This window comes from Roseovarius aestuarii, assembly GCF_019966515.1.
GTDB classification, from domain to species: Bacteria; Pseudomonadota; Alphaproteobacteria; order Rhodobacterales; family Rhodobacteraceae; genus Roseovarius; species Roseovarius aestuarii.
Genome location: NZ_JAIMIB010000021.1, coordinates 1 through 13989 on the forward strand (window position 1 = coordinate 1; position 13989 = coordinate 13989).

The 13989-nt window shown below is 56.3% G+C and carries 14 protein-coding genes and 1 tRNA gene; 11 read left to right on the forward strand and 4 right to left on the reverse strand.

Features of this window, described 5'->3' with window-relative positions; translation table 11 throughout:
- The first annotated feature begins 95 nt into the window (after positions 1 to 95).
- The 3 genes from LC334_RS19405 (at position 96) to LC334_RS23315 (ending at position 1869) form a co-directional block, all read left to right on the forward strand.
- Positions 96 to 377 carry a LysR substrate-binding domain-containing protein gene (locus tag LC334_RS19405; protein ID WP_085802032.1) on the forward strand — a complete coding sequence of 94 codons (282 nt, stop codon included), beginning with the start codon at positions 96 to 98 and terminating at the stop codon, positions 375 to 377.
- A gap of 37 nt (positions 378 to 414) precedes the next feature.
- On the forward strand, positions 415 to 1245 hold the full coding sequence (locus tag LC334_RS19410; RefSeq protein ID WP_085802033.1) for a carbon-nitrogen hydrolase family protein: 831 nt from the start codon (positions 415 to 417) through the stop codon (positions 1243 to 1245).
- 261 nt (positions 1246 to 1506) lie between these two features.
- Entirely contained in the window at positions 1507 to 1869 is a 363-nt protein-coding gene (locus LC334_RS23315) for a GNAT family N-acetyltransferase (protein ID WP_223413090.1), read from the forward strand.
- A 497-nt stretch (positions 1870 to 2366) separates the two neighbouring features.
- On the opposite strand, the gene LC334_RS19420 is transcribed toward LC334_RS23315, so the two are convergent.
- Positions 2367 to 2451, reverse strand: a tRNA-Leu gene (locus tag LC334_RS19420).
- A 160-nt stretch (positions 2452 to 2611) separates the two neighbouring features.
- Here LC334_RS19420 and LC334_RS19425 point away from each other — a divergent pair.
- Positions 2612 to 3109 carry a Hint domain-containing protein gene (locus tag LC334_RS19425; RefSeq protein WP_085802035.1) on the forward strand — a complete coding sequence of 166 codons (498 nt, stop codon included), beginning with the start codon at positions 2612 to 2614 and terminating at the stop codon, positions 3107 to 3109.
- Between the two features lie 60 nt (positions 3110 to 3169).
- On the opposite strand, the gene LC334_RS19430 is transcribed toward LC334_RS19425, so the two are convergent.
- Positions 3170 to 4813: an NAD(P)H-hydrate dehydratase gene (locus LC334_RS19430; RefSeq protein WP_085802036.1), complete on the reverse strand. Its 1644-nt coding sequence runs from the start codon at positions 4811 to 4813 to the stop codon at positions 3170 to 3172.
- A gap of 71 nt (positions 4814 to 4884) precedes the next feature.
- On the reverse strand, positions 4885 to 5439 hold the full coding sequence (locus LC334_RS19435; RefSeq protein ID WP_085802037.1) for a YegJ family protein: 555 nt from the start codon (positions 5437 to 5439) through the stop codon (positions 4885 to 4887).
- A gap of 307 nt (positions 5440 to 5746) precedes the next feature.
- Here LC334_RS19435 and LC334_RS19440 point away from each other — a divergent pair, with 307 nt between their 5' ends.
- The 7 genes from LC334_RS19440 (at position 5747) to dddP (ending at position 12577) form a co-directional block, all read left to right on the forward strand.
- Positions 5747 to 6085 carry a P-II family nitrogen regulator gene (locus LC334_RS19440; protein WP_085802038.1) on the forward strand — a complete coding sequence of 113 codons (339 nt, stop codon included), beginning with the start codon at positions 5747 to 5749 and terminating at the stop codon, positions 6083 to 6085.
- Between the two features lie 34 nt (positions 6086 to 6119).
- Positions 6120 to 7526, forward strand: coding sequence for a type I glutamate--ammonia ligase (glnA, locus tag LC334_RS19445; protein ID WP_085802039.1), 1407 nt, complete (start codon positions 6120 to 6122; stop codon positions 7524 to 7526).
- A 234-nt stretch (positions 7527 to 7760) separates the two neighbouring features.
- The gene (locus LC334_RS19450) at positions 7761 to 8612 is read left to right on the forward strand and encodes a hypothetical protein (protein WP_223413085.1); all 852 of its coding nucleotides are present in this window, start codon (positions 7761 to 7763) and stop codon (positions 8610 to 8612) included.
- A gap of 85 nt (positions 8613 to 8697) precedes the next feature.
- Positions 8698 to 9510: a lytic murein transglycosylase gene (locus tag LC334_RS19455; protein ID WP_085802041.1), complete on the forward strand. Its 813-nt coding sequence runs from the start codon at positions 8698 to 8700 to the stop codon at positions 9508 to 9510.
- A 4-nt stretch (positions 9511 to 9514) separates the two neighbouring features.
- Entirely contained in the window at positions 9515 to 10474 is a 960-nt protein-coding gene (locus LC334_RS19460) for a metallophosphoesterase (protein WP_085802042.1), read from the forward strand.
- 194 nt (positions 10475 to 10668) lie between these two features.
- A complete protein-coding gene (locus LC334_RS19465; protein ID WP_085802043.1) occupies positions 10669 to 11097 on the forward strand; it encodes a glyoxalase superfamily protein in 429 nt (142 codons plus the stop codon).
- Positions 11098 to 11233: 136 nt separating this feature from the next.
- A complete protein-coding gene (dddP, locus tag LC334_RS19470; protein WP_085802044.1) occupies positions 11234 to 12577 on the forward strand; it encodes a dimethylsulfonioproprionate lyase DddP in 1344 nt (447 codons plus the stop codon).
- Between the two features lie 397 nt (positions 12578 to 12974).
- On the opposite strand, the gene LC334_RS23220 is transcribed toward dddP, so the two are convergent.
- Positions 12975 to 13976: a GGDEF domain-containing protein gene (locus LC334_RS23220; protein ID WP_139836512.1), complete on the reverse strand. Its 1002-nt coding sequence runs from the start codon at positions 13974 to 13976 to the stop codon at positions 12975 to 12977.
- Positions 13977 to 13989: the final 13 nt, after the last annotated feature.

The window sequence follows — 13989 nt, forward strand, 5'->3', positions numbered from 1 at the left end:
TAAACATGCGCCCACCAGTACCTGAAACCTTATTAGAGAAACCTCAAATCAGTGGTACGGAAACAGGGGGCTAGACACATAAACTTGATAACAAGGTGATTGGCTACACCTCGGATCTCGGAGAGGCGCAGCGCATGATCGGCGCAGGACTTGGCTTCGGACCACTGCCGGTTCATGTCGCAGAGCGGTTTGTCAATCGCGGCAAGCTTTGGCGCCTGCCGCCCTATGAAAACTCGCTGGCAATTGATATCCATCTGGTACATCACAAAGGGACCCGGCTGGATCGGGCCGAACATGCCATACTTGACATGTTCCAACGCCGGATTTCGTCCATCCCGCTGGAACAGCGCAGCTACGATCCCGCAGAGATGGAATAGCTATCTGTGTAATTGACCGGACACGGAGACCAGAATTATGACAAAACATAAAACGCTGTCACTGCTGGCCTGCCAGTTAGAGATACCTCCCACGGCAGATGCGGCAGCCCGTGACAGGCATCTTGCCGCATCTGCCGAAAAAGTTCGCGTACAGCTTAACGCAGAGAAGGCAGACCTTGTTGTTCTACCCGAGCTGTCCAGCATAGACTACTCGCGTGAAGCTTTTGACAATCTTGACGAGATTTCGGAACCACTTAATGGGGCGTCGTTTCAGACCTGGCGCTCAGTCGCCCTCGAATTCGGCGTCTACGTATCCTACAGCTTTGCCCGAAGGGATACGGCGGGAACCTTCATTTCCATTGCGGTTGTCGCGCCCGATGGCACGCTGGTCGGGCATTATGACAAGCTTCACATGTGCCAATATGGCGCCTCTATGGAGAAGGAGTACTTTGATGCTGGCGATCGTGTTTTTACATTCAGCATCAATGACTTCACCATCTCCCCGATCATTTGCTACGATATTCGCATTCCCGAGCTCGCGCGCGTTTTAACCCTGAAACACGGAGTTGAACTGATCCTGCATTGCGGCGCCTACTACCGTGATGAATCCTTTAAAACCTGGCACGCATTTGCCACGGCGCGGGCAATGGAAAATCAGATTTTTCTGCTGTCTCTGAACCGCGCTGGAAAGACCTGGGGCAACTCAGTCTTTTGCGGGCCCTGGATGGATGAAAATTCACCGCCCGTCCGATTTGCGGACACGCGCGAGGAGTTTCGCTATCTCACGGTCGACAAGGAACAGCTGCTTAACGTGCGGGAAAAATATACGTTCCTGGCGGACCGTCTGACAGATTATGACTTGCTTTAAATTTCGCAGTCATACTGTTGGCTCGTTCAAGTTGTAAAATTGCGAAATCCTTGGTTGAGATTTGTGATGAAGAGCCGACGGTTGGTCATAAGATTTCGACGGTTTGAATAGAAGGACGATCAATATGAAACCCAGTTTGAAGCCCACATGCCGCGCATTGTAGTCGCCCCGGTTACCTGCGGAGAAATTCCCTCGCTGGATTTTGCGCTGATAGCGTTTTCATCCTAATTGGGCGATACACACCTTGCGGATCGGAAGGCGTTGGAAACAAGTTTCATGGGTAACCCGGCTTTCAATGCTCTGCTCGCTTACGAGTCCGCAGACATGTTCGGAGTGCTCGTGTGGTCCCCTCTATTTTCTACGACCCGAGGTGGCGGAGGCCTTTTTGTAAGCGATCTTTGGGTGGCTTCATCTGCAAGAGGACAAGGAACTGGACGCAAGCTATTGGCCCATGCGATTTCTGATGCTGAGGACTCATCAGGGGCGTGTTTTGTAAGATTGGCGGCTCATCGAAATAATCCCTCCGCATGCTCCTATTATGCGCATATCGGGTTTGACGAAGAAGCTGATATGTTGAGCATGCTACTTGAAGGTTCGGCGTTGCAGTACTTCAAGGAAATTTAATAAAGAGTCATTTCGCAGCCAAAACGTTTTCTTCGTTTACATTTGAGTTTCAAAAATTGCTTACTATGATAACGAGTTCGGTTAAGATGAACCTTGAATTTCGCCGACGCAAATTGCACCTAGTGCCGCTCCTCGATATTGGGTCCGACTGAGGCGAATGTCGGTCTGGGATCGACTGGATTGGGTTTGGTTGATCGATCGGTCTAAGGAAAACCGCTGCGTCACGGAAGCCACGCTACTGCAATCGCAAAGACTTTCTGCGCGAGCATTAGCTGTACCTGCACAAGTCCGTTTAGTCCGCAAGGAAGACGTTTGGACGATGCATAGCGAACGTCGGATTTCACGAGTCAACGCCACCACTTCAACATGTTATTCAATTCTGCCAAGAACATTAGCTATCCTGGAACCATCAAAGCAAAATTGATGGATAATAAGGCGGATATATATCCTCGTATTTATACTAATATACTGATTTATAATTATTTATTAAAATTTATTGGTGCGGGTGGAGGGACTTGAACCCCCACGCCTTGCGGCGCCAGAACCTAAATCTGGTGCGTCTACCAATTCCGCCACACCCGCACATGCTCTGGCGCGCTCTCTAGCAAAGCTTTGCAGCGGTTGCGAGCATAAAATTGACGAAATTTCCGCACTCTGACTCGCAAACAAAAAAGCGCGACATTTACCTATTCTTGCCATATTCTGTTGAAAATACTGAGGCAGAGACAAAGCGAGAAACGCCATGAAACCGAAAACGGTCGGGCGGAGCTACGGCGGCATGGCCGCACCTCCCCCCGAGGACCCGGCTGGCCTGTTGGCCGAAAGCATAATTCTGACGCTTGATGGCGAGAAGCGCGTTAGCGATGTCAGGCCGGGACAGCGCATCATCACCCGCGACAGCGGTACCAGCATGGTCAAATCAGTCACGCGCCGTCAGGTGCTCTGCCCGACCGTTCTTATCCGCGCCGGTTCGCTTGGCGACACCCGCCCCGACCGCGACGCTACCCTGCCCGCCGGTCAGGGCGTGCTGGTGCGGGACTGGCGCGCACGCGCACTTTTCGGCGTGCAGTACGCCTTGGCTCCGGCCTCTTATCTGGTGGATGAGGAATTTATCCGGCTCCTCGCACCGACGCTCGTGACACTTTGTGAAATTGAGTTTGACCATCCGCATATTCTTTATGTAGATGGCCTTGAAGTGGCCGGTCACATCACCGCCGCCGCGCATGCCATAGCTGCCTGAAGGAACGTCCCTCCTGGCAAAAAAACCCCGGTGCCGCTGCGGTGCCGGGGTTTTCATTTGTCACAGGCCGAGGTCGCGGAACACTTTCGGCAGTTCCTCGGGCAGGTCCTCGGCAATCAGCCCCGGCCCGAGACTGCGTGCGCATTCCACATGGAGCCACGCCGCCGTCTCCGCCGCCCGCATCGGGTCAAAGCCCCGCGCCAAAAGCCCGGTGATGAAACCTGCCAGAACATCGCCGGAACCAGCGGTCGCCAACCAGGGTGCCGCGCGTTCATACTGCGCCGAATTGATGCTGCAGCGCCCATCGGGATGCGCGATCACCGTATCCGGGCCTTTGAACAAGACCACGCACCCTGCCCGCTTCGCCGCCTCGCGCGTGGCATCCACCTTGGAATAGGCCGGGCCTTTGGTGGCGGGTGCGTTAAGCTTTTCCGCGATATCCGGAAACAACCGCGCAAACTCGCCCCCATGCGGCGTCAGCACGCAGTTTTTGTGCAGGCAGTCAAACAGAGCCTTATCCTGCGCCAACAGGGTCAGCGCATCGGCGTCCAGCACCGTGGCGCGTTTTCCCTCCAATGTGGTCTTCACCAGCGCCTCGCCCCGCGCCCCGATACCCAGACCCGGCCCGATACAAAGCGCGTTGATCCGGTCGTCCCTCAGCGTGACATCCAGCCCGTCAACTTCACCACTACCGTCTGTGACTCGCCGTAGCATGATCGCCGTGACCTGGCTCGCCACCTCCATTTGGGCCGAGGGCGGCACGCCCAACGTCACCAACCCTGCTCCGATCCGAAGCGCGCCACGAGCGGCCAATCGCGCCGCGCCGGTCTTGCCGGGACCGCCCGCAAAGATGAGAGCATGACCGTGGGAATACTTATGAGTTCGCAACGTTTTCTGCATACCATTGTCGAACCAGCCATCTTTATCCAATTGCAAATCCGTGTAACCAAGCAACCCGACGGTATCTGCATCTGTGTTCCAGTGAAAATTCAGATCAACGGTCTTGAATGACTTGATGTCGTACATGTTATGACCAAGGAAATGCCCCACCTTTGGCGTTTCAAACGTCACAAGAAGCTTACTGAACACCCAGTGACCGCCAATACACTTGCCGGAATCACTACAAAGGCCCGACGGCATATCAACCGCAACAGCGTATTCATAACAGTAATCGCCCCATTCCTTGAGCACATCCAATAGGTCTTCTTCGAAACGTCGCTTCAACCCCGTTCCAAAAAGTGCATCAATAAAGATGGTTTGCTGCCCGATGTTAGTCTCTGATTCCCAAGTTCCAGAGGCGTCGTATTGATCTTTATAAATGGCATTTTCCAAACCACGGTCGACTGACTGATCCAAAGAACCGGGTATAAGTGGCGCTACCTCGCCCTTCTCGCCCCACCGCTCATAATTCACCTTCGCATCCGGCGGCAGTTTCTCGGGATCACCGTAGAGGAATACCTCCACCTCCCAGCCCCATTCCTTCAGCAGCCGTGCGACCACGAAGCCGTCGCCGCCATTGTTGCCCGGCCCGCACAGAACCACGGCGCGGTGCGAGGTCTGCGCCAATTCCGGCCATTCCTCGAAAATCGCCTCGACCACGCCCCGCCCGGCGCGTTCCATCAGCTCAAGGCCCGTCACCTCGCCCGATGCAATCGCAGCCTCTTCGATGGCGCGCATCTGCGCGGCGGTCAGCAATTCGGTCATGGTGCTCCTCGGCAAAAGAAAACCGGCGCCCGTTTCCAGACACCGGTTATGCTAAATCTCTGGCGTGGCGCTTACCAGCCCTTGGGCAAAGGATCTTCTGCCAGAAATGCGCGCATGCCATTGGCCTGCGCCTCGTCCATCATCGGCAGCATCGCCCGGACCGAGTAGAAGCCATAGCCTCTGCCATCCTCGACAAAAGCCCAATCCTTGATCTGCGCATAGGAAAACTGCACTTCATCGCCAGCCTTCATCCCCGGAAGGTCCACCGGATCGTTGCTCAGCCTGCCGCGATATTGATCGGCACCATCCTGGTGGAAATCCGCAACCCAGATGTTTTCGATCTGAGTTTCCCCTTCCAGCGCCACCTTTATGGTGACCGTTTGCCAGCTTGCCGGCGCATTTGCCGCCGCCTCAAGGAAGGTAGGCAGACTGGCGCGCGCGGTCTCTAGCGCCTCTTGCATAGATTGATCCGCCGTTGGCACCTGAATCACATTGTTGCTGGAATTTGTGCCTGCAACGGCGGCGGATTGGCTCGACGACAGTAAGCCCATCTGCTGCCCCGCCCAAATAACGGCGGCAAGGCCACCCCAGAAAATCATCCTCTTAATCGGGAACCCATATGCCATCTTTGATCCTTATCCATTTCTTTCCAATTGAAGGTCTCAATTTTTCAGGCTCGTAGGGCGGGATTGGGGCGGATTTCGGGTTTTTCGACCGCACTGAGTCGTCCATATCCGTATGCCGGGCTTTGCAGATGGCCGTAACAATGGTCAACGCGATTCAATTATGATCTTTATTTGTGCACTTCGCCTAATTATTAGGCAAAGTGTTCCGATGAGCCACGCGTATGCGCGCGCGTGTCACCGATCTGATTGAAGCGGGTAAACAGAAGTGGTCATTGGCCTCAAATTCCAGATCAGGAGGCTGCCCCCCATGAAAAAGATCGAAGCGATCATCAAGCCGTTCAAGCTCGACGAGGTCAAAGAGGCCCTGCAAGACGCGGGCATTCAGGGCCTGAGCGTCATTGAGGTCAAAGGGTTTGGCCGCCAGAAAGGTCATACCGAGCTTTATCGCGGCGCTGAATATGTGGTCGATTTCCTGCCCAAGGTAAAAATCGACGTGGTGCTGGATGATGACCAGGTCGATGCTGCGATCGAAGCGATCTGCGAAGCAGCCAAGACAGACAAGATCGGTGACGGCAAGATCTTTGTCAGCCCCGTCGAACAAGCCATCCGCATCCGTACCGGCGAGACCGGCTCGGACGCGCTGTAATCCCTAAAATTTCTAAAGAAGAAGGACCAAGAGAATGAGCAAAGACGCAGTTCTCAAACTAATCGCGGACGAAGACATTGAGTATGTCGACATCCGCTTCACAGACCCGCGCGGCAAGCTGCAGCACGTCACCATCGTCGCTGATCTTGTGGACGAGGATTTCATTGAAGAAGGCTTCATGTTTGACGGTTCTTCGATTGCCGGCTGGAAGTCGATCGAAGCCTCGGACATGAAGCTGATGCTTGATTGTGACAGCGCCTATGTCGATCCGTTCTATGCCGAGAAGACGCTCTGCGTGCATTGCTCGGTGGTCGAGCCTGATACCGGCGAACCCTATAACCGCGACCCCCGCGGCACTGCCGAAAAGGCCGAGGCCTATCTGAAAGCGTCGGGCATCGGCGATGTGGCCTATATGGGCCCCGAGGCCGAGTTCTTTCTGTTTGACGATGTACGTTTTTCTAATTCTATCAACAAAGTATCCTACGAAGTTGATGCGATAGACGCCTCGTGGAACACCGATACCCAGTACGAGATGGGCAATACCGGCCACCGTCCAGGCCTTAAGGGTGGCTATTTCCCGGTCAACCCCACCGACGACGCGCAGGACATCCGCAGCGAAATGCTGAGCACGATGAAGCGCCTCGGCATGAAGGTCGATAAGCACCACCACGAGGTGGCGTCGTGCCAACACGAGCTGGGCCTGATCTTTGACAGCCTGACCAAACAGGCGGACGAGCTGCAGAAATACAAGTACGTTATCCACAACGTGGCGCAGGCCTATGGTAAATCAGCGACCTTCATGCCCAAGCCGATCTATGGCGACAACGGCACCGGCATGCATGTGAACATGTCTATCTGGAAAGATGGCAAGCCTTTGTTTGCAGGCGACAAATACGCCGATCTCAGCCAGGAGGCACTGTATTTCATCGGTGGCATCCTCAAGCACGCCAAGACGCTGAATGCCTTCACCAACCCGTCGACCAACAGCTACAAGCGGCTGATCCCTGGTTTCGAGGCCCCCGTGCTGCGCGCCTATTCAGCGCGCAACCGCTCGGGCTGTGTGCGTATCCCGTGGACTGAAAGCCCCAAGGCCAAGCGTGTCGAGGCGCGTTTCCCCGATCCGGCAGCCAACCCCTACCTGGCCTTCGCCGCCCTGCTGATGGCCGGTCTGGACGGGATCAAATCCAAGATCGACCCCGGCGAAGCGATGGATAAGAACCTCTACGACCTGCCCGCGGAAGAGCTGGAAGGCATCCCGACCGTCTGCGGCTCCCTGCGCGAAGCGCTCGAGGCGCTGGCGGCGGATCATGACTTCCTGCTGGCTGGTGACGTGTTCACCAAAGACCAGATCGACGGTTATATCGCGCTGAAGATGGAAGAGGTGGAGCTTTTCGAGCACACACCCCACCCGGTCGAATTCGGCATGTACTACAGCTGCTGATCCGGCAGGTATCACATTTCTGAAAGGGCGCCTCCCGGGGCGCCCTTTTCTTTGATTTCCAATGCCAAGGGCCCGACTGTTTCTTTGTTGCGAAATCCGACCCAAAAGTGGCAATTTATCCTGATTGCCCAAATGGTTCCGCAATTGAAACAAATTGTTCTCACTATTGCCTGCGACACCACAAAGTGACGAAAAGGGATAGTATTGGGCTGAAAAATGACAACCGAATTCACAATGCCAACCGCTGGGCTGATATTTCAGGGGCTGCGTGAGCTTGACATCGTCAAGATTGGCAATCGCGTCAGCAATGCGTTCGAAGCGCTTGAACAGAACGTGACCGGCGTCCGTATCCTTTCGACGGACAGCGCGCGTATTTCATCCAGCCATCACAATGTGACCGTAAGAGTGCTAGAAGATCAGGTGATCGACGGGCTGCCCAACCCTGCACCGCAACTGGTTGAACTCGCCATTGATGGCGGGTGCGATGACGATAGCGCGGATGTGCCCCGCATGGATACGGTCCTGGCGCACGCGCTCAAATCGCTCCATTGGACATTTTCTGCCGATCAGATCAAATGGGTGACCCCCGGCGCCATCCTCAGCAGCGCCGATTTCGTCATGGCAACATCACAGCCAGACACGCCCAATCCGACGCCCAAACCAAAGATGACACTCGCGCGCAATGCGGCTGGCATTGTCGAGCGGCGCTACGAGTTTCCCAATGTGGACGAAGCCAACGAAGTGCTGAATGAACAGCTGACCCAAAAGGCGGTGCAAGCGCTGGAAACCGGCGGGCAGTGCAAACTCTATGCTGCCTTCCTCGAAGATCCGCAGCCGGAAAATACGGCAGATGAAGACATTCGCGAAGAAACCGCGCCACTACGGTTATCGGTCTGGATGGTCACATTTACCGTTTCTCTCTTCGCCCTGCCGGTCGGCGCGGCCCTTTTGGTTTTCAACCTGCTCAAGGGTGAAAACCTGCGGTTGACGGCACAGGCCGCCGCCCTCACTGGCACCTTCATTACGCTTGAGACCCACGGCGCCATGGCACAAACCTTTTCGGTAATCCAACACCTGGTTGGTTAGGGCTGCGCCGCAGCGCACGAATTTTCTTTTAGGGGTCCTAGCGCTCCGTTACACTCCCGGTTGTGATGCTAGGTAGGAATGATTGATGGCCTTTCGAATTTTCGCTGCTCCGTCCACCGTTGCCGTTGCCCTTCTGCTGGCCGCACCGCCTCAGGCCAGCGCGGCCTCCTGTGGTAATAATGCGGGCGGGTTCGAGGCATGGAAAGCGGCCTTTGCAACACAGGCCAAGCGCAACGGTGTTGGCAAACGCGGATTGCAGGCGCTGGCGCAGGCGCGGTACGCCACCCGTACCATCGCCGCCGACCGCAACCAGAAAAGCTTCAAATACAGCCTCGAGAAATTCATGAAGGTGCGCGGGGCGACGACGATCATATCGCAGGGCCGCGCGCGCAAAGCCCGCAACCCGGGCTTTTATGGCGCGCTCGAACAACAATATGGCGTCCCGGCCGGCGTCCTGATCGCCATACACGGGATGGAAACCGGTTTTGGCGGATTCATGGGCGACAGCGCGATTGTCTCGGCCATCACCACGCTGGCTTACGATTGCCGGCGGTCCGATTTCTTCATCCCCCACGCTCTGGGTGCGTTGAAACTGGTCGATCAGGGGGCCATCACCCCCGCCACCAAAGGCGCCAAACACGGCGAGCTGGGCCATACGCAGTTCCTGCCTGGCAACGCGCTGAAATACGGTGTCGATGCCAATGGCGACGGCCGTGTCGATTTCTACAGCCAGGCCGACGCGCTTGCCTCAACAGCGAATTTCCTTCGTCAGAAAGGCTGGAAACCCGGTGTGGGTTATCAGGAAGGCCAGCCCAATTTCGCCGTGATCAAACAATGGAACGCCGCGAGCGTATATCAGAAGGCGATCGCGATCATGGCCGCCCGGATTGACGGTTAGACCCATGCGCGCACTCCTTTGGGCTGCCATCACCTGCATTGTGCTGTGGTCGCCGCAGGCCGGCGCCGACCCGTTCAGCTTTGTTGTGGTCGGCGACCAGCCCTATGGCAACAGCGCGGGCGTCAAGAGCCGTTACCGCACGCTGATCGACGCTATCAACGCCCATGACCCAGCGCTCGTCATTCATGTCGGTGACACCAAATCCGGCGGCACGTTGTGCTCGGATAGCCTTTTGCAGGAGCGGCTGGATTTCCTCAACGCCTTCACCGCCCCCACCCTCTACGCGCCCGGCGACAACGAATGGACCGACTGTCACCGCCTGTTCACCGGCGCCTATGATCAGACCGAGCGACTGGATTTCATCCGCAAAACCTATTTTGCCGACCCGGCCCGAAGCTTTGGCCAGAACCCGATCGAGGTCAGCCATCAAGCGGCCGAAGGATATCCGGAAAATGCCCGCGTAATGCGCGACGGCATCATGTTCATCACCGCCCATGTGGTCGGCTCGAACAATAATTTCGAGGCCACACGGCCCCAGGCCGCCGTCGAATTTGCTGCCCGCGACGCTGCCAACCGTAAATGGCTGCAAGACAGCTTTGCCGCCGCCAGCGATGCAAAGGCACTGGTGCTGGCGATCCATGCCGACATGTTCGAATTTGATTTCGGCCCGTCATGGGACCCCGAAGGTTTCCTGCGTCATTCCGGCTTCGGGCCATTCGCCGAAACGCTGATCTGGCAGGCCGTGCTGTTCGACCGACCGGTGCTGCTGACCTATGGTGACAGCCATAAATTCCGCATGTTCCGCCCGTTTCCCGAAGGCGCCCCTAACATCATGGCGCTGGAAACCTTTGGCGATGCGCATATGCATGCGGTGCGTGTCCACGTCACACCCGACGATCCCTACCCGTTTGCGATCCAGCCGCTGATCAACCCCGATCAGCCGCTCAGCCGCAAACAGAAATAACCGCACCCTTGACGGCGGCTTAAGCGATCCCTATCTGCGCTGCACGGGGACAGGCCCCGGCCGTTCGCAGGGCAGTTGCCCATGGTGAAGTCCTGAAACCTTTCGCTTCCAGTTTTTGACCAAGGGTCGAGGGACAGGATGGCAACGCGAACACCCTTCGATACACCCGGATGACCCGTCAAGGATCTGGAAACATGACACTGCACAATCTGCCCACCCGCGCTGCGCTGAAAGCGCAGGCCAAACGACTGCGCGCCACGCTTGGCGATCAGGGCACGCCGCTTACCCACGCCGCCGCGCTTGAAACCATCGCCCGGCAATGGGGATATCGTGACTGGAACACGCTTAGCGCCGCCGCCGACACCACGCCGACATGGCAAGTAGGCCAGACGGTCACTGGCCATTATCTGGGCCACGCCTTCACCGCGCGGCTGAAGTCTGTGCGCGAGGCGGCACGCGGCCACTGGCATCTGACACTGGTATTTAATCACCCTATCGACGTGGTCACATCCGATCAGTTCAGTTCGCTGCGCCGTCAGGTCAATGCCATCGTCAACGCCCGGGGCGTCACACATGAAAAAACCTCGGACGGACAACCGCATCTGGTGCTCCGGATGGGCTGAACACGCGCCGCGCGCCTCGTTTTGGGGCGCGCGGCGTGGCTGATGGGTCAAACCGGGCAAACCGATGTCGTAATCGGGCAAGCGTGCCGGACGTCCTGCATCGACCATCGGATCTAACAGCAACTGAGGTCCACGCATGAACACCCATTACCGCGACACCCGTAAGATCGATCCGAGCAAGGGCGCAACCCTTGGTGACAACACGCCCAATGATGCCAACCGGATCGAGATCGGACCAACCCGGCTTGCCTTTGCCGAGTGGGAAGCAGCGGGGCTGCAGCTACCCGACCTTCAGGCGATGCGGCGGCACCGCTGGGAACGGTTGACACGCCATATCGTTGATCGCGACTATGCCGGCCTTCTGATGTTCGATCCGCTCAACATCCGCTACGCCACCGACAGCACCAATATGCAACTTTGGAACACTCATAACCCGTTCCGCGCGCTGCTGCTCTGCGCTGATGGGTACATGGTGATCTGGGATTACAAGAATTCGCCCTTCCTCAGCACGTTCAACCCGCTGGTGCGCGAACAGCGCTCAGGCGCGGACCTGTTTTACTTTGATCGCGGCGACAAAATCGACATCGCCGCCGACAGTTTCGCGAACGAGGTACGTGGGCTGCTTCAGGAACATTCGCCGGGCAACAAGCGCCTCGCCGTGGACAAGATCATGCTGCACGGACTGCGCGCGCTCGAAGCGCAGGGGTTCGAGATCATGGAAGGTGAGGAAGTGACCGAAAAGTGCCGCGCCGTAAAAGGCCCGGATGAAATTCTGGCAATGCGCTGCGCCAGCCACGCCTGTGAGGTCTCGGTCAAGGCGATGGAGGATGCCGCCCGCGCCGGGGTGCCGATGGGCAATATGTCCGAGGACGATATCTGGGCGGTGCTGCATGCCGAAAATATCAAACGCGGCGGCGAATGGATCGAAACCCGGTTACTCACGTCAGGGCCACGCACCAATCCGTGGTTTCAGGAATGCGGGCCGCGCATCGTTCAGAATAACGAGATTGTGGCGTTTGATACCGATCTTATTGGCAGCTACGGCATCTGCGTCGATATTTCGCGTACCTGGTGGGTCGGCGATGAGAAACCGCGGGATGACATGATCTATGCCATGCAACACGCCCATGAACATATCATGACCAATATGGAGATGCTGAAGCCCGGCGTGATGATCCCCGAACTCACCGCCAATTCTCACCGGCTGGACGATCAGTTTCAGGAGCAGAAATACGGTTGCCTGATGCACGGCGTTGGGCTTTGCGATGAATGGCCTTTGGTGGCCTATCCCGACATGGCGGTGGCTGGTGCCTATGATTATCCGCTGGAGCCCGGGATGGTGCTCTGTGTCGAAGCGGCCGTTGGCGCTGTCGGAAGCGATTTTTCGATCAAGCTCGAAGATCAGGTATTGATCACCGAGGACGGGTACGAAAATCTGACGAAATACCCGTTTGATCCACGTCTGATGGGGCAAGGCTGACCCTGCCCCATAAGCTCACCCAAAGTCTGGACCCGGTTCAGTACGGCCCATACGACCGCTTCACGTTTCCATGCCAATCCTCAGCCTGAGGGACAGTCTGGTCGGCTTCCGGTAATGTCGGTGCCTCGATGTTCTGCGCCCCGAACCAGAAAACCATGCCCAAAAGGGCTGCTATCAAAACCAGCATTGCAGGGTTTGCGCTGCGAGTGGGGACACTTCTTTCGGTATAGATATCATGTGCCATTTCGCTCTCCATCATGTTGCGATGGGTCATAGGTAGGCGTAGATAAATCATAATTAAAACGAATTGTTGTTACGCTATATATCACAATGCGTGATTAAAAACACGCAATCCGGGTCACCAAAACAGGCACCGGCATTCGCTAACGGCGGTGTGCTAAGTTGCTGTCTCCGCCCATGTTATATCCTTGTCCAGTTCAGGGTTGTAAGTATAGACCCGGTCCCGACCATCCCGCTTGGCTCGATACGCTGCCAGGTCTGCCTGGTGAATGGCGTAGTCCACCTCCGAGATCGACGACGCCTCGGCCACGCCGAAACTGGCGGTAAGGCGCATCTGTTGACCTTCAGCAATGAATACCTTCTTGCGCACCTGATCACACAGGCGTTGGGCCGTCACGACGCCGTCTTCAAGCGACATCCCCTGCAGCAGAACTACAAACTCTTCGCCGCCAAAGCGGGCAATGACGTCTTCCTCACGGCTGTTGCGCGATAGCGTGTTGGCGAATTGCTTCAGCGCGCCGTCACCGGCTTTGTGGCCATATTTGTCATTGATTTTCTTGAAATGATCTATGTCTGCCGCGATTATCACCAGTGGAAGATCGTCCATCTCTGACAGGCGGCGATAAAAGCTTAGCCGCGTGCACGTGCCGGTCAGAGTGTCGTGATTGACCGCATGTTCCAGTTGCACAGTCAGATCGCTCACATCCTGAATTTTCAGCCCGACAAAATAGGTAATAGGTGTCATTACCATGATGGTGATCACAGAGGACGTAAACAGAACCTGATCAAGAATCGCAGCCGGCAGCATGAAAAACTGCAAAAGGATACTGAACGACAGAGCCGTGACCGTAATCGCCGCCGAAAATAATCGGACTTCATTCTGGTTTTTCAGCCGCAACTGCATTTTGGTCAACTCAAATCGATTTCTCACGCAAACTCTCATCTGCGGGTTAACAGCCGGTAGGCGGGCAATTGCATTCCGCACCCAATAAGAGCTAAATTTTAGACAGATGTGCTGGATATCGGCCCGTTTCGGCAAACGGCAATCCCACCGCAAGCGCCGTTGCCGCCTATCTCGAATAGTCACCTTAGCGTGACGGTGCTGACACATGACTGGTGCCTCGCCTATGGGCTGACTACCCTCAAAAAGATCCGCCACCTGAAGGAAACCC